Raw genomic sequence first — 15,960 nt, 5'->3', positions numbered from 1 at the left:
CACAACAGCCTGTCGCGGGCGGCGATCTTTCTCGGGGATGAGCCGGAGGAGTTGATTGTTGCGCTGGCGGGGGACGCGGCGCGGTTTTATCACTTTCGGGCTGGGGGTCTGACGGCGGTCAGCGATGCGTACGGCAACCGCTTGCGTATTACGCGGGACCGTCTGGATCGCGTTGAGCGCCTCGACAACGGCGCTGGTCGCTCCTTGTTGCTGCGCTATGAGCGGGCGCATCTGGTCGCGGTCGATTATCAGGTTTTTCGGGATTCGACCTGGCGCACCGAGCAGACGCTGGCCAGCTACCGCTTTGATGCCCGCCATCGGTTGATCGAGGCGTCGAACGCCGTCGGCGAGACCGAGCGTTACGACTACGACGACCAGCACGTCATCCTGCAACGGCAACTGGCCGGCGGTGCGAGCTTCTTCTGGGAATGGGAACGTGCCGGCAAGGCGGCGCGCTGTGTGCGGCACTGGGCGTCGTTTTCGCAGATGGACACGCGTTACGTCTGGGATGGCGCCGGCCGTGTCACGGTGCATTACGTCGATGGGACTGAAGAGACTTACGTCCACGATGACACCGCGCGGCTGGTGCGTCAGGTGTCGGCGGACGGGGGCGAACAGCTCAAGGCCTACGACACGCAGGGCCGATTGGTCGCCGAGCAGGATGCGCTGGGCGCGGTTACCGAATACCGCTATGACGACGCCGGACGGCTGATCGCGCTGATTCCGCCGGACGATGCGCCGAGGTCCTACGAGTACCGCAACGGTTTCCTGCACAGCCGCTCACGTGGCGATGCGGTGTGGACGTACCGGCGTAATGCCCAGGGTGACATCACCGAGGCGGTCGATCCGGATGGCCATGTCACCCACTACCACCGCGATGCACAGGGGCGGTTGCTGTCGATCCGTTATCCGGATTCGGGTCGGCATGTGTTCGTGTGGAACGACCTGGGCCAACTGGTCGAAGAAAGTCTGCCGGACGGTGGGGTTCGCAAGTTTTCCTACGATGCGCTAGGGCGGCGGATTACGGCGCAGGACGAGCATGGCGCGGTCACCCGTCATGCATGGGATGCCGTTGGCCGGCTGATCCAGACCACCTCGCCGAATGGCGCCACTCGAGCCTTCAGTTATAGCGCCTACGGCCAGATCACGGTCGAACGCGATGAACTGGGGCGGATCACCCGTTACGAGTATGACGACGACCTGCATTTGGTCAGCCGGCGGATCAACCCCGACGGCACACGAGTCCAGTACCGCTACGACCATGCGCAGCTGCTGCTGACGGAAATCGAGAACGAGTCCGGCGAAAAGTATCGGCTGGACTACACGCCCACCGGACTGATCCGACAGGAAACCGGCTTCGATGGTCGGCGCACGGCGTATGCCTACGACCGCAACGGCCACCTGCTGGAGAAGACCGAGTTCGGCGACGACGGCACCACGCTGGTCACCACTTACCAGCGCGACAGCGCCGGGCGATTGCTGCTCAAGACCCTGCCGGACGGGGTCGAGGTCAGCTACCGCTATGACCGTCTCGGCCGGCTGGTCGGCGTGGATGACGGCCAGGATCACCCGCTGGCCTTCGAATACGACCTGCAGGACCGGCTGGTGCGCGAGCATCAGGGCTGGGGCACCCTGCGTTACGCCTACGACGCCTGCGGCCAGCTCACCCGCCTGCGTCTGCCGGACAACAGCAAACTCGATTACCACTACGCCAAGGGCGGGGCGCTGACGGCGATCGACCTCAACGGTGCCTTGCTGACCCGCCACGTCTACCAGCACGGCCGCGAACAGCAGCGCCAGCAAGGCCTGCTGCTCAGCGAATACACCTACGACGAACAGGGCCGCTTGCGCGCCCACGCCGTAGGCCATCAACGCAGTGCGCTGTACCGCCGCGACTTTGCCTACAGCGCCAACGGCAACCTCGAACACATCGCCGACACCCGCCACGGCCAGCGCAGCTACACGTACGACGCCCTCGACCGGCTGATTCGCGTACGCCACACCCGCGACGATGTGCCGGAAAACTTCGCCCACGACCCGGCCGGCAACCTGCTGATGCAGGATCGCCCCGGTCCGACACAGATCAAAGGCAATCGCCTGCTGATGCAGGGCGATCGTCATTACGACTACGACGCCTTCGGCAACCTGATCCGCGAACGCCGCGGCCGCGCGCAAACCCTTGTCACCGAATACCGCTACGACAGCCAGCACCGCCTGATCGGCCTCACCCGTCCCGACGGCACCAGCGCCACCTATCAGTACGACGCCTTCGGCCGGCGCATCCGCAAAACCGTCGACGGCCAGACCACCGAGTTCTTCTGGCAAGGCGACCACCTGATCGCCGAAAGCAGCCCGACCCAACACCGCAGCTTCATCTACGAACCCGGCACCTTCCGCCCACTGGCCATGCTCGACGGCAAAGGCCCGAAACGCGCCTGCCCGTTCTACTACCAGCTCGACCACCTCGGCACCCCGCAGGAACTGACCGACTACAGCGGCGAGATCGTCTGGTCGGCCAAATACAGCGCCTACGGCAAGGTCACCTCGCTGGAGCTCGCGACCGAGGACTACCTGAACCAGCCACTACGGTTTCAGGGGCAGTATTTCGATGAAGAAAGCGGGCTGCATTACAACCGACACCGGTACTACGACCCGGAGGTGGGGCGGTACCTGACGCCGGATCCGGTGAAGTTGGCGGGTGGGTTGAATCAGTACCGGTATGTGCCGAATCCGACGGGGTGGGTGGATCCGTTGGGGTTGACGTCCAATTGTCCGCCGCCGAACAAGCCGGGATGTCCGGTTCCGGATGGGGTGAGCGGTTCGGTTGTTGATGAGGGCGAGCCGGCGCTACCGAAGATGACGGCGCAAGAGCGGAGGGCGAGAATTGATGAGTTGGCAGAAAATATTGCATTAAAAGAGTTGAGATATATGGAAAGCGCTAACAAAAAATCTCATTTTTTACAAAAACATGGCGCCCAAACTACTCTTGCTTCGCAGCAAGAACGTCTGCTATATGCTAAAAACCCTACTACGGGTAAAGTTGAGATGAAACTAAATAAAAAAACTAAGCTTTTGGAGCCAAGCATTCCGCGAGCTGCAACTAAATTTATGAGTCATAGGGATCAATTGAATGCAATTAATCGTGCTAAATTAATTTTCCGACGGACTGGGAGTCTATCGCTTTCATCGCTCCCAGTAGAAATGGGAAGAAAGGTTGGAGAGGGGTATAGAGGGAAGCAAGTGGAATATATAGAGCCAACAAGAACTGTCGTTATACTCAATAGTCATGGTGAGGCTATAACGGCTTATGTGGATTGATATAAAATGAAACGTAATCCAAATCTTTCAATTTTGCCTGGCTTTCTATTTGTCTTCGATATTGATTATCCTCACGAAGGGGCCGTTGAAGAACTAATATGTCTGGCTGATGTAAATGACTCTTCTGATTTGATTAGAGTTTTTGATGCTGCTCTGAAACCGGAATTTGTTGGGTACTCTGAATCGGATAGGTGTTGGATAATTGATACGATTTCCTATTATTTGGAAAGAGGAGAAACATTTGTTGAGGTTTTGGAAAAGAGGAGTTTTTTATTTTCTGACGAGATGGTCGATGGGCGTGGCTTTATGCGCGTGTTGCTAGAATGTCTTTCCTTATATCAGGCTGAGATAGGTAAAGTTAAAGATTTATAGAATTACAATCTACCTTTGAGGTTTTTGTATTTAGGGTTTTTGGTAGGTTGATTGTTTGTTTGGTCATTTATAATGATGGTAAAAATTGTGGGAGCTAATTTATTTAACCAAAGCCAGTTCGTCACGTTTCCAATCGCGGTGAAGTGATGTTGAAAGATCCATATTTAGATGAAAAGTTTGAACCGGATTTGATGTGGTTTATAGGCGTTTTCGACGTTTATGATCGGGAGGAAACTCGAGGTGCGGAACTCGAGGTGTACAATCCTAATGATTCCGCTGATAGAGAGCTTCTTATCAGGAAGTATTGTCTTAATCTGCCATAGCTTTCCTATAGGCATAAGCTAGTGCTAGTTGAAATTTTGGAGCTGCTGCTCTTGGAACAAAATTATGACTTTCAAGAGTTATTCGAGGTCGATGAATACGAAGCAGCAAGTTGGCCGCGGGGAGAATGGTACTCTCTAGAAGATCCACGCGGCTTCTTCCAGGATATCTATAAGTTTGCGAAGGAAGCTTGGAGGGAGGATCTTGCGAAAGCCGCTGGAGAGGATCGGTCAACATGGTAGTTATCGAGCCTTTAAATCAGCGATGACCTGAAACGAGCGCCTCGTTAAAAGGTAGCGCACTTATGCTATCGATAACATGCACGCTATACCCCGGAACATTCTTCGCATGATGCTTCGCCTGCGAAGCCATCTCCGCCAACTGACTCGCATCCAGCTGCGCACACGCTTCAGGATGCAAATGCACCACGCCAATGGACAGTGACAGCAACGGAAACTCCTGACGAATCCCTTGGCGATTCGGCGCAACAAAACACCCAGCCTCCAGATGTTCCGGGCGGTAGAAACGCCGGCATTGGCTCTGGAAATCATCAAGCAATTGGTTCAGCCGTTTGCGCCAATCCTCCGGGCCGAGCACCAACAAGAAATCATCCCCCCCAATATGCCCGACGAAATCGCGGGACGGGTCGACGCGTTCGTTGAGGCATTGCGCCAGACACAGCAGCACCTCATCCCCGCGCCCATACCCATAGATATCGTTAAAGGGTTTGAAGCTGTCGATGTCGACATAACAAATGACCGACTCGCGCCCCTGTTGCAGCAGGCGGGTGAGGCATTGCTGAATCGGCACATTCCCCGGCAGCAAGGTCAGCGGATTGGCATAGCGGGCCTGCTGGATCTTCAGTTCGGTGATCAGTTTGAGTACGTCAATCACCCGGCCCAGGCCCAGGTAGCTGCCGTTGAGGGTGATGATGAAATCTTCTTCGATGCGTTGTCGGGCGCGGCTGGTGATCAGGCGGCTGACCTGTTGCAGCGACTGGCTCATTTCCACGGCGAGAAAGTCGTCGTTCATCAGGCGGCTGATCGGTTTGCGGGCGAACAGGTCGGTGGCGAACGGTTTGAGCAGCGCATCGGACAGTGAGTGACGATGAACGATGCCGCATGGCTGACCCTGTTCGTCGAGCACCGCCAGTGAGTTCAGGTTGGCCTGACGGCGGAAGGCTTCCAGTACGGTAGCGGTGGGTGTGTCGCGATTCACGGCCGGTTGATCATTGAGCAGGGCACTGAGGTCGCTGCCTTCATCGTTCAGCGCAACGGCGCTGCTGTCGTGCTTGGGCATCAAGGCGCGGGCATCGCGCGGCGGGTGTTCCTGAGGGCGCCCGAGCAGGTAGCCCTGCACCAGATCCACGCCCATCTCGGTCAGCACCGCCAGTTCTTCCGGCAGTTCGATGCCTTCGGCAATCACCTGTGCCCGCGAGGCCTTGGCGATTTGCAGGATCGATCCGACGAACTCGCGTTTCAATGCGTCCTGATGAATGCCATCGATAAAGTGCCGGTCGATCTTCACGTAATCCGGCCGCAGCTCCGACCACAGGCGCAGGCTCGAATAACCAGCCCCAAGATCATCGAGGGCAATCGAAAAACCCATCGCCCGATAGTGATGCAGCGCAGTTTGCAGCAACTGAAAGTCATCGATCGGCGTCTGTTCGGTGAGTTCGATCACCACCTGACTCGGCGGGATACCGAAATCCTGCAGCAGCTGCAGCGTGCGCCCCGGCTGGTGCGCGGCTTCGAGCAGGGATTCCGGGGAGACATTGAGAAATAGCTTGCCCGGCAACTGCTGTTCGTTGAAACGGCGACAGGCGCTTTGGCGGCAGGCGATTTCCAGTTCGCTCAAGCGTCCGGCCTGGCGGGCCACGGCGAACAGGGCGATGGGGGAGTGCAGCGGGCTGTTGGACGGGCCGCGGGTCAGGGCTTCGTAGCCGAGAATGCGCCGTTCAGAGAGGCAAATGATCGGCTGGAACAGGCTGTGTAATCCGCTTTGAGTCAGGATCGAGCTCAAGGCACTCAGCTGTTCGGTCGTGGTCATGGCAATCTCTGGCGATAAAAAAAGGACTGGGAGCGTTCTCGATGAAGAGAACAGCTCCCAGTCCTTTATTGCACGACAGAATGATGACTGTTTGATGACGATCCGGGGATCGTCAGCATTAAATTGCCATCACCTTACTTCTTTGCGACCTGATTGCTCAGCTTCAGGTAATCCAGCAGCACGCGCCCGGTCTCGCTCAGGTAGGCGTCGTCTTCCGGTTTGACCTTGTCCGGCTCGGCGGCCGCCAGGGCGTCCTCGTCTTCTTTCTTCAGCTCTTTGAGCGGTTCTTCGCCTTTGGCCTTGCGACGGATGTTTTCCATCGCCAGTTGCTTGGCGTCGATGTCGGCGTGCTGGGCACGGCGTTCGGCTTCATTGAGGCTGACGGTTTTCTCTTCCAGCAGCTTCTGCGCCAGGGCCAGCTTGTCGCGGATGAACACGAACTCCGCGTCCTTGGCGGAACGGGTGTCATGCTCGGATTTCAGCTGGGCCAGGTACGGCTTGAATGGATCGCTTGCCGGTTTGATCGCCGCGCGGATGGTGTCCCACGGCATGGCTTCCGGCAGGGCGCTTTCGCCGATTTCCTTGGTGTCAATGATCGACGGGTAATCGATGTCCGGCAGTACGCCCTGATGCTGGGTGCTCTGACCGGAAACCCGGTAGAACTTGGCCAGAGTCAGTTTCAGTTCGCCATGGTTCAGCGGCTGAATGGTTTGCACGGTGCCTTTGCCGAAGGTCTGGCCACCGATGATCAGCGCACGGTGGTAGTCCTGCATGGCGCCGGCGAAGATCTCCGAAGCCGAGGCGGACAGGCGGTTGACCAGCAGCGCCATCGGGCCTTTGTAGAACGCGCCCGGGTTTTCATCTTCAAGTACATCGACCCGGCCATCGGCGTTACGCACGAGCACGGTAGGGCCCTTGTCGATGAACAGGCTGGTCAGCTCGGTGGCTTCCTGCAGGGAACCGCCGCCGTTGTTGCGCAGGTCGATGACCACGCCGTCGACTTTCTCTTTCTGCAGTTCGGTCAGCAGCTTCTTGACGTCGCGAGTGGTGCTCTTGTAGTCCGGATCGCCGGCACGAAAGGCCTTGAAGTCGAGGTAGAAGGCCGGAATCTCGATCACGCCGAGCTTGTAGTCTCGGCCGTCCTGTTTCAGGTTCAGCACGGACTTCTTCACGGCCTGGTCTTCGAGCTTCACCGCTTCACGGGTGATCGGCACGATCTTGCTGGTCTGGTCGTTCGGCGCATTGCTCGCCGGGATGACTTCCAGACGCACCACGGTGCCTTTCGGGCCACGGATCAGCTTGACCACTTCATCCAGACGCCAGCCGACCACGTCGACCATCTCTTTGTTGCCCTGGGCAACGCCGATGATCTTGTCGGCCGGAGCAACCTGCTTGGTCTTGTCGGCCGGGCCTGCCGGCACCAGACGCACGACTTTCACCTGGTCGTTGTCGCTCTGCAACACGGCGCCGATACCCTCGAGGGACAGGCTCATGTTGATGTCGAAGTTCTCCGCGTTATCCGGCGACAGATAGTTGGTGTGCGGATCGTAAGACATGGCGAAGGTGTTGATGTACGCCTGGAAGATGTCTTCGGCGCGGGTCTGGTCCAGACGCGCCAGTTGATTCTTGTAGCGCTTGGTCAGGGTTTCCTGGATCTGCTTCGGCTCTTTGCCGGCGATCTTCTGCCGCAGCACCTCGTCCTTGACGCGTTTGCGCCACAGGTCATCGAGTTCGGCGGTGGACTTGAGCCACGGAGCGTCCTTGCGATCGATCAGCAAGGTTTCCTTGGTGGTGAAGTCCATCTTGTCGACGCCTTTGTTCAGCTCGGCAAGGGCGAAGTCGAGACGCGCTTTCACGCGGTCCAGGTAGCGCTTGTAGATGGTGAACCCGGCGTTGAGGTCGCCGCTCTTGAGGAAGTCGTCGAACTGGGTCTTCCACTTGTCGAATTCGGCGATGTCGCTAGCCATGAAGTAGCTGCGCGACGGGTCGAGCAGCTTGATGTAGCTGTCGTAGATGATCACCGAGCGCGCATCGTCGAGCGGCGGCTTGCTGTAGTGGTGACGCTTGAGCAACTCGACGACGTTCAGACTGGCAATCACTTCGTCGCGATCAGGCTGCAACTTGTCCCAGCTGTTGGCTGCGAATGTGGTGCCCGACACCGGCAACAGACCGATACCGATGAAAAGAGCGAGGGCGGTGCTGGGGAGCAGATGCTTCATGCTGATTCGACGCGGGGACAATTGATAACGCATATTAGGCCGTCTTTGAAGTCGCCGGTACCTCTACGCTCTGTACGATAACTGCTGTTCAGCGTTCGTTCAGACCCCAGGGCCGGTCGCATAATGCAAAAAGCCCGGCGCTACAGCTTCGGGCTCAGTCCAGACTCACTATGGAGGCACTGTGAAGGCATTGCAAGGCGTTGAAGGTCAAGTGGCATGGGTTGATGAACCAAGTCCTACATGTGATGTAGGACAAGTTCGCATCCGGGTGGCGGCAGCGGGCCTCAATCGCGCGGATTTATTACAGAAAGCCGGACTTTATCCGCCCCCTCCGGGTGCCAGCCAGGTGCTGGGTCTTGAGTGTTCCGGGGTGATCAGCGAGGTCGGCGCAGGCTCGTCCTGGCAGGTCGGTGACCGGGTTTGCGCCTTGCTGGCCGGGGGCGGGATGGCGCAAGAGGTGGTCGTCGACGGAAGGCATGTGCTGCCGGTTCCGGAAGGTGTATCGCTGATCGAGGCCGCTGCGTTGCCCGAGGTGTACGCGACCGTCTGGCTGAATGTGTTTCAACTCGCTGCGCTCAAACCGGGTGAGAAAGTTCTTCTGCACGCCGGAGCCAGTGGTATCGGTTCAGCCGCCATTCAACTGTGCAAAGGTTTCGGCAATCCCTGCTGGGTCAGCGTCGGCTCGGCCGAGCGGCTGGCCTACTGTGAATCGCTGGGGGCCCAGGGCGGGGTGGTTCGCACCGACGATCTGGAAAGCCTGCGGGATTTCGGGCCGTTCGATGTGATTCTGGATCCGGTGGGCGGCAATTATTCGGCTTTGAACCTCAAGTTGATGGCTCAGGACGGCCGCTGGGTGCTGATCGGCCTGATGGGCGGCCGCGAGGCGAAGCTGGATCTGGCCCAGGTGCTGGCCAAGCGCGTGCAACTGCTGGGCTCGACCCTGCGCAGCCGTGACGATCAGTTTAAGGCCGATCTGTTCAGCGATCTGAGTCAGCACGTGTGGCCGCTGTTTTCCGAAGGGCGCCTGAAGCCACAACTGGCCAAGGCATTCCCGATCAAGGATGCCGAGGCAGCGTTCGCCGAGCTGGCGAGCAACACGGTGGCGGGGAAGCTGGTGCTGGTGATCGACGAAAGCCTGAGCTGATCGTCGATGCTTGTGGGAGCAGGCTTGCTCCCACAAGACAACCGCTTACTTCCAGAGGTGGATCGGCCAGCCGGACTTCTCGGCCTCTGCAAGCAGCACCGGATCCGGATTGACCACATGCGGGAAATCCACTTTCAGCAGCAGCGGCAGATCATTGCGTGAGTCGGAATAGAAACTCGCGCCCTCAAGGTTTTCCTCTTCGGCATCCAGCCATTCCAGCAAGCGGGTGATCTTGCCTTCGCGGTAGGTCAGGGTGCCCACGGTGTGGCCGCTGTAAACGCCATGCGCCACTTCCAGTTCGATCCCCAGCACCTCGTCGATGCCCAGTCGATCGGCAATCGGTTTGACCAGGTGCGTACCCGAGGCCGAGATCACCAGAATCCGGTCGCCGGCCTTGCGGTGGGCGGCGATGGTCTTGGTGGCGTCGCTGAAGATGATCGGTTCGATGAAGTCTTCCACCCACGGTCCGACCAGATGCTCGACTTCTTCCGGGGTGCGGCCGATCAGCGGCTCGAGGCTGAAGTCCATGTAGTCTTCCATGCGCAACTTGCCATGGCTGTAGGCGTCCATCAGCTCGTTGTTCCGGCGCATGAACGACTCGGGATCGACCCAGCCCAGGCGCCCCATCTGCTCGCTCCAGAGGGTGGCGCAGTCGCCGTGGATCAGGGTTTCGTCCAGATCAAAAATTGCCAGGGCCATCAGTTCAGTTCCCTCTTGGGTGTCAGCAAAGTCATCAGGCTACCTCACACAGGGCGGTGGGATCGATGGAAAGTGACAGGCGCTGACCGTCAGGATGCAGATCCGCCGCCGAACGGTTGAGCACATCCACCACCAGTTCCACGCCCCGAGCTTCGACGCGGTAGCGGATCACGTTGCCCAGCAGACTGTGGCTGCGGATTTGCGCATCGGGTTCACCGCTGAGGCTGAGTTCAATGGCTTCCGGGCGAATCGCGATGCGATGGTTGATCGGCCGCTGCAACAGCTTCGACGCGCTCTCGGCATCCAGCAGGTTGTAGTTGCCGATGAAGCCGGCGGCGAATACGTCGACCGGCGCGGTGTAGAGAGTTTCGGCATCGCCGCTTTGTACGATCTTTCCCTGATTCATCAGGAAAATCCGGTCAGACATGGTCAGGGCTTCTTCCTGATCGTGTGTGACGAAGATCGTGGTCAGGCCAAGTTCGCGCTGGATCTGACGGATCTGTTCGCGCAGGTGTTTGCGAATTCGCGCATCGAGGGCCGACAGCGGTTCATCCAGCAGCAACAGGCGCGGACGGGTCACCAGCGAACGGGCGAGGGCGACACGCTGACACTGGCCGCCGGACAGCTGATGCGGATAGCGACTGGCGAAATCGTTGAGTTCAACCAGTTTCAACACTTCGGCAACCCGCTTGTGGCTGTCGTCGGCGTTGACCTTTTGCATGCGCAGGCCGAAGGCGACGTTCTGTTCGACGGTCATGTTGGGGAACAGCGCGTAGCTCTGGAACACCATGCCGATCCCGCGCTTCTGCGGGGTGAGCGGCACGATGTCGACGCCATCGAGCAGAATCTTGCCGCCATCCACCGGCGTCAGCCCGGCGATGCAGCGCAGCAGGGTGGATTTGCCGCAACCGGACGGACCAAGCAGGGTGACGAATTCACCCTTGTTGATTTCGCAGTTGATGTCGCTGAACACCGTGGTGCCCGCGTAGTTTTTCTGAAGGTGTTGGACGCTGACATAGCTCATTCGCTTTTGTCCTTGTTCAAGATGTTGGCGACCCAGGTCAGGACCAGCACGAAAAAGAAGTAGGAGATCACCAGCGCACTGGTGAAGTGGCCGCTGCTGTTGCGCATGTTGTTCAGATAAACCTGCAGGGTTTCGTAGCGGGTGCCGACCAGGATGTTGGCGAACACGAACTCACCGAACAGGAACGAGAACGACAGCAGCAACGCGACCATCAGGCCTTTGCGCAGGTTCGGCAGCACCACCAGGAAAGCTGCCTGAAAAGTGCTGGCGCCAAGCAGTTGGGCGGCGTCCATCAGGTCGCGCAGGTTGATCGCTTGCAGGTTGTTGGTGATCGCCCGGTACATGAACGGCAGCGCCACGGTGAAGTAGCAACCGATCAGGATCCACGGCGTGCCGAGCATCGCGAACGGCCCGGAACCGTAGAGCTGCAACAGGCCCACCGACGACACCACCGGCGGTACGGCGAAGGGCAGCAGGATCAGGATGTTCATCAGCGCATCGAGTTTCGGGAAGTGGTAATGCACCACGAACAGCAGCGGCAGGATCAACACCACCGACAGGATCAGCGCGCCGACGCACACCAGCAGCGACTGACCGAAGGCGTGCAGAAAACGCGGATCGCTCCACAACTGGATGTACCACTTGAAGGTGAAACCGCTGGGCAGGATGGTGGCCGACCAACTGCTGGCGATCGAGTAGATCAGCGTGCCCACCAGCGGCAGCAGCAGGATGGCGAACAACAGATAGACCACGACGCGGTGGTAGACGCCGGCCGGGCCGGATTCAGCGCGAGACATGGTAGCTCCTCTTCAGCAGCAGTTGATGCACGACGGTCACCAGGGTCATCAGCGCCACCAGCACCACGGCCAGGGCGCTGGCCAGGTTCGGGTCGAGGGAAATGTCACCGGAGACCATCGCCGCAATCCGGATCGGCAATACGTTGAAGTTGCCGGTGGTCAGCGCGTAGACCGTGGCGTAGGCGCCAAGGGCGTTTGCCAGCAGGATCACGAAGGTGCCAAGCAGGGCCGGAGTCAGTACCGGCAGGCCAATGTGGCGCCAGAACTGCCAGCCGTCAGCGCCGAGCAGTGCGGCGGATTCGCGCCAGTCTTCACGCAGGGCGTCGAATGCCGGGTACAACAGCAACACGCCGAGCGGAATCTGGAAGTAGGTGTAGAGGATTATCAACCCGGTTTTCGAGTACAGGTTGAAGTCCTCGATGATCCCGGCCTGCTTCAACATGATGGTGATGCTGCCGTTGAAGCCGAGCAGGATGATGAACGCAAACGCCAGGGGCACGCCGGCGAAGTTGCTGGTCATGTTGGCGAAGGCGTTGACGAAGTTGCGCAGCTTCGAATCGACCCGGCGCAGGGAGTAGGCGCCCAGCACCGCGATGATGATCCCGAACACACTCGACCAGAAGCTGATTTCGAGGCTGTACTGGATCGCCTGCAGATAGAACTTCGAACTGAAGATCTTGCTGAAGTTGGCGAAGCCCCAACCGAATTCTTCCGATTGCAGGCTGTTGATCATCACCCAGATCAGCGGGGCGATTTCGAACACGATAAAGAACAGTGCGAAAGGCACCAGGCACAGGGCCGCCAGCCATTTGCCGCGAGTCATTGAGTTCACTTGAGCAACTCCCGGCACACAGGTTTGTCGTGGGGCACGCCGAGCAGTTCGCAGACGGTGCCGCAGATGTCGGTCTGCTTCGGTGCAGCTTCGCTGTCCAGGCTGAAGGCATCACCGAATACGAACAACGGCACCTGACGTTCTTCCGGCAGCAGGCCGTTGTGCGAGCGGTCGTTGTTCATGCCGTGGTCGGCGGTCACCAGCACCTGGCAGCCGGCGTCGAGCCAGCCTTGCAGGTAGTCGGCGAGGATGATGTCGGCGCTGCGCGCACTGTTGCGGTATTGCGGGGTGTCGAGGCCGTGCTTGTGCCCGGCGTCGTCGATGTTCATCGGGTGGATCAGCAGAAAGTCCGGTGCATGGCGCAGGCGCAGGTTTTCGGCGTCGGCGAACAGGTGCGAATCCGGATAGTGATCGTTCCAGTAAAAGTGGCCGTGCTGGATCGGTAGCGTCGGGTCATCGGTATGCCGATCCCGTGCTGCCACGAACGGCGAGCGGTTGTAGAGCTCGCTGACCCAGTGGTACGCCGCGGCGGCGGTTTTCAGACCGGCATCGCGGGCGTAGTGATAGATGCTGCGCTGACTGGACAGGCGCGAGACGTTGTTGTGGACGATGCCGCTGTCGATCGGCGGTACGCCCGTGAGGATGCATTCGTAAAGCGGTCGGGACAGAGCCGGCAACTCGCACTCCAACTGGTAGAGCGCGGCGCGTCCTGCGCCAACGTAAGCCTGCAGATGCCCCATGGCGTGACGCGCAACCTCGTAGTTGAGGCCGTCGAGCACGACAAGGATGACGGTGTGCTTCATAGGGGCAAAAACTCCGCGAAACAATAAAAACGGGAAACTCGAAGTCGACACGGATCCTGTGAGAGCGGGCTTGCCCGCGAAGGCGTCATGCAATTCAACACATTTGTTGAATGTGAAATTGCCATCGCGGGCAAGCCCGCTCCCACAGAGTTTTGCGTCAAACCCTGTTGGGTTTACGGGTTTACTTCATTTCTACGATGACTTCTTCGTTCCACTTCTGCGGCAGGGCCTTGGAGGTTTTCTCCCACGCATCGGCGTCCTTGATCGGGGTGACCTTCTTGTACTGATCGTTCGGCAGCAGCTTGGCTTTCACGTCTTCCGGCAGTTGCAGGTGCTCGGCGCGGATCGGGCGGGCGTTGCCGCGGGCGAGGTTGGTCTGGCCGGCGTCGCTGAAGATGTATTCGCGGGTCAGCTTGGCGGCGTTCGGGTTCTTCGCGTATTTGTTGATGATGGTGGTGTAGCCGGAAATCACCGAGCCGTCGGACGGGATCAGCACCATGTAGTCATCCGGGTTGGCCATCTTGGCCTTGTAGCTCAGGCCGTTGAAGTCCCAGACCACGCCGACTTCGATCTCGCCTTTTTCCATGGTGGCGATGGTCGGGTTGGCCATCGACAGGCGACCCTGCTTGGCGATGTCTGCGAACAGCAGCAGGGCAGGCTGGAGGTTTTTCTCGTCGCCGCCGTTGGCCAGCGCAGCGGCAAGTACGCCGTTGGCAGCCTGGGCCGCGGTGCTCACGTCACCGATGGAAACCTTGTATTTGCCGCCCTTGAGGTCAGCCCATTTGGTCGGTACTTCGGAGCCGTGCAGCAGCTTCTTGTTGACGATGAAGGCGATGGTGCCGGTGTAGGCCAGTGCCCAGTTGCCGTCCTTGTCCTTGGCCCAGTCCGGCACTTGATCCCAGGTGCTCGGCTTGTACGGTTGCACCACGCCTTGCTTGACCGCGATCGGGCCGAAGGCCGCGCCGACGTCGCCGATGTCGGCGGTGGCGTTGTCTTTTTCGGCGGCGAACTTGGCGATTTCCTGGGCCGAACTCATGTCGGTGTCGATGTGTTTCAGGCCGTATTTCTTGGCCAGGTCTTCCCAGGTACCTTTCCAGTTGGCCCAGTCATCGGGCATGCCGACGCTGTTGACGGCACCTTCCGCTTTCGCAGCGGCTTCGAGGGTTTTCAGATCATCAGCCGCCATGGCGGCGGTGCACATGGCAATGGTCGAGCCTAACAGTGTTGCCAGGAAAAGCTGTTTCATTCCGAAGCTCCTTGGTCGTGTTCAACGCTGCGATTGCGGTTTGTGTTGGTCTAGGTCAGCAATACCTGAGCCAATGTAGGGGGGCTGGATGACACTTTGATGTCGGCGGATACCTGACCCGCGTTTTATTTCTCCTGTATCGACGGCTGCCCGCTAAGCGTAGACCACCCGTAAAGTCCCGGTGGGCAAGGGACTTGGCCGATGTATTGCAAGTTGTCAGGGCGACCGTTCGGTAGTTTTGTCATCTCTCGGTCATCTGCACTGCCTAGGCTTGCAACATGACCAAACGGCGCAATAGCTGTGCGGTTTTGCCCCGAAACAGTGCTGGTCTAGTCCAGATAGGTAACGTTGATGCGCGATGAGGCAACAAAAGCGGTGACAGCGATTGGCCAGATCCTTCAGGAGCAACTCGACCATGGGTTGCTGGCGGCGGGGAGCAAGTTGCCGGCCGAGCGCAAGCTCAGTGAGTTGTTCGGCACGACGCGGATTACGGTACGGGAAGCCTTGTTGCAGCTGGAGGCGCAAGGGCAGATTTATCGCGAGGAGCGGCGGGGCTGGTTCGTGTCGCCACCGCGTCTGGCCTATAACCTGATGCAGCGCAGTCACTTTCACGCGATGGTCAGTGCGCAGGGGCGGCTGCCGTCGACCGAGGTGATTTCGGCGCGCTTGCAGCCGGCGTCAGCGGCGGTCTGTGCGTGGTTGCAATTGCCGGCGTTGTCGAGCGTGATCCAGATTTGCCGGTCGCGGCGGATCGATGGGCGGCTGGTGTTGTATGTGGAGCATTATCTGAATCCGCAGTTTTTTCCGGGGATTCTGGAGTTTGATTTGAATCAGTCGATTACCGAGCTTTATGCGCGGCATTACGATTTGCACTATGGGCGGGTGCGGTTCGAGATTGTGCCTACGTCTTTATCGGTCGATGCGGCGGCGGCGTTGCGGGTGTCAGTGGGGAGTCCGGGGTTGAGGATTGCTCGGGTTAATTATGATCAGTCTGGGCGGTTGATTGATTGTGATCTGGAGTTTTGGCGGCATGATGCGATTCACGTTGGGGTTGATGTGGTTTGATCGCTTTGTGTGAATATCCGTTGCTGCGGTAACGGCTTCTTAGGGTTTCGCCCTTACGGCGAGTCACTTTT

The 15,960-nt window shown here is 58.9% G+C and carries 12 protein-coding genes; 4 read left to right on the top strand and 8 right to left on the bottom strand.

The window, feature by feature from the left end:
• A partial coding sequence (locus GQX66_RS19005; RefSeq protein ID WP_240870457.1) for an RHS repeat-associated core domain-containing protein occupies positions 1–3,318 on the top strand: 3,318 nt, incomplete at its 5' end.
• Between the two features lie 6 nt (positions 3,319–3,324).
• The gene (locus GQX66_RS19000) at positions 3,325–3,690 is read left to right on the top strand and encodes a hypothetical protein (protein WP_240870455.1); all 366 of its coding nucleotides are present in this window, start codon (positions 3,325–3,327) and stop codon (positions 3,688–3,690) included.
• A 579-nt stretch (positions 3,691–4,269) separates the two neighbouring features.
• Here the strand turns inward: GQX66_RS19000 and GQX66_RS18990 are convergent.
• Both GQX66_RS18990 and GQX66_RS18985 read right to left on the bottom strand, forming a co-directional pair.
• Positions 4,270–6,060: a bifunctional diguanylate cyclase/phosphodiesterase gene (locus GQX66_RS18990; RefSeq protein ID WP_240870449.1), complete on the bottom strand. Its 1,791-nt coding sequence runs from the start codon at positions 6,058–6,060 to the stop codon at positions 4,270–4,272.
• A 134-nt stretch (positions 6,061–6,194) separates the two neighbouring features.
• Entirely contained in the window at positions 6,195–8,279 is a 2,085-nt protein-coding gene (locus GQX66_RS18985; protein WP_165369544.1) for a carboxy terminal-processing peptidase, read from the bottom strand.
• A 181-nt stretch (positions 8,280–8,460) separates the two neighbouring features.
• On the opposite strand from GQX66_RS18985, the gene GQX66_RS18980 reads away from it, so the two are divergent.
• A complete protein-coding gene (locus GQX66_RS18980) occupies positions 8,461–9,423 on the top strand; it encodes a zinc-binding dehydrogenase (RefSeq protein ID WP_236191922.1) in 963 nt (320 codons plus the stop codon).
• Positions 9,424–9,468: 45 nt separating this feature from the next.
• Here GQX66_RS18980 and GQX66_RS18975 read toward each other — a convergent pair whose 3' ends face one another.
• The 6 genes from GQX66_RS18975 to GQX66_RS18950 form a co-directional block, all read right to left on the bottom strand.
• Entirely contained in the window at positions 9,469–10,122 is a 654-nt protein-coding gene (locus GQX66_RS18975) for an HAD family hydrolase (protein ID WP_102718289.1), read from the bottom strand.
• A 34-nt stretch (positions 10,123–10,156) separates the two neighbouring features.
• Positions 10,157–11,146 carry an ABC transporter ATP-binding protein gene (locus GQX66_RS18970; RefSeq protein ID WP_085748482.1) on the bottom strand — a complete coding sequence of 330 codons (990 nt, stop codon included), beginning with the start codon at positions 11,144–11,146 and terminating at the stop codon, positions 10,157–10,159.
• On the bottom strand, positions 11,143–11,943 hold the full coding sequence (locus GQX66_RS18965) for an ABC transporter permease (RefSeq protein ID WP_240870446.1): 801 nt from the start codon (positions 11,941–11,943) through the stop codon (positions 11,143–11,145). The genes GQX66_RS18970 and GQX66_RS18965 overlap by 4 nt, the downstream gene beginning before the upstream one ends.
• Positions 11,930–12,766 carry an ABC transporter permease subunit gene (locus tag GQX66_RS18960; RefSeq protein WP_162130491.1) on the bottom strand — a complete coding sequence of 279 codons (837 nt, stop codon included), beginning with the start codon at positions 12,764–12,766 and terminating at the stop codon, positions 11,930–11,932. Before GQX66_RS18960 ends, GQX66_RS18965 begins: the two co-directional genes overlap by 14 nt.
• 5 nt (positions 12,767–12,771) lie before the next feature.
• Positions 12,772–13,578, bottom strand: a complete 807-nt coding sequence (locus GQX66_RS18955) for an alkaline phosphatase family protein (RefSeq protein ID WP_129973338.1) — start codon at positions 13,576–13,578, stop codon at positions 12,772–12,774.
• A 181-nt stretch (positions 13,579–13,759) separates the two neighbouring features.
• On the bottom strand, positions 13,760–14,824 hold the full coding sequence (locus tag GQX66_RS18950; RefSeq protein ID WP_240870444.1) for an ABC transporter substrate-binding protein: 1,065 nt from the start codon (positions 14,822–14,824) through the stop codon (positions 13,760–13,762).
• 351 nt (positions 14,825–15,175) lie between these two features.
• On the opposite strand from GQX66_RS18950, the gene GQX66_RS18945 reads away from it, so the two are divergent.
• Positions 15,176–15,889, top strand: a complete 714-nt coding sequence (locus tag GQX66_RS18945; RefSeq protein WP_240870441.1) for a UTRA domain-containing protein — start codon at positions 15,176–15,178, stop codon at positions 15,887–15,889.
• Positions 15,890–15,960 lie beyond the last annotated feature (71 nt).

The sequence above is a fragment of the Pseudomonas sp. B707 genome, assembly GCF_022496685.1.
In the GTDB taxonomy this organism is placed as follows: domain Bacteria; phylum Pseudomonadota; class Gammaproteobacteria; order Pseudomonadales; family Pseudomonadaceae; genus Aquipseudomonas; species Aquipseudomonas paraglycinae.
Note: the sequence above shows the minus strand (reverse complement) of the source record. Positions and strands in the feature narration are given on the sequence as shown.

Excerpts from the sequence above, each read along its gene's own strand:
- GQX66_RS18965 (WP_240870446.1), bottom strand. The coding sequence starts at position 11,943 with ATGTCTCGCGCTGAATCCGGCCCGGCCGGCGTCTACCACCGCGTCGTG.
- GQX66_RS18975 (WP_102718289.1), bottom strand. The coding sequence starts at position 10,122 with ATGGCCCTGGCAATTTTTGATCTGGACGAAACCCTGATCCACGGCGAC.
- GQX66_RS18950 (WP_240870444.1), bottom strand. The coding sequence starts at position 14,824 with ATGAAACAGCTTTTCCTGGCAACACTGTTAGGCTCGACCATTGCCATG.
- GQX66_RS18945 (WP_240870441.1), top strand. The coding sequence starts at position 15,176 with ATGCGCGATGAGGCAACAAAAGCGGTGACAGCGATTGGCCAGATCCTT.
- GQX66_RS18985 (WP_165369544.1), bottom strand. The coding sequence starts at position 8,279 with ATGAAGCATCTGCTCCCCAGCACCGCCCTCGCTCTTTTCATCGGTATC.
- GQX66_RS18990 (WP_240870449.1), bottom strand. The coding sequence starts at position 6,060 with ATGACCACGACCGAACAGCTGAGTGCCTTGAGCTCGATCCTGACTCAA.
- GQX66_RS18960 (WP_162130491.1), bottom strand. The coding sequence starts at position 12,766 with ATGACTCGCGGCAAATGGCTGGCGGCCCTGTGCCTGGTGCCTTTCGCA.
- GQX66_RS18955 (WP_129973338.1), bottom strand. The coding sequence starts at position 13,578 with ATGAAGCACACCGTCATCCTTGTCGTGCTCGACGGCCTCAACTACGAG.
- GQX66_RS19000 (WP_240870455.1), top strand. The coding sequence starts at position 3,325 with ATGAAACGTAATCCAAATCTTTCAATTTTGCCTGGCTTTCTATTTGTC.
- GQX66_RS18970 (WP_085748482.1), bottom strand. The coding sequence starts at position 11,146 with ATGAGCTATGTCAGCGTCCAACACCTTCAGAAAAACTACGCGGGCACC.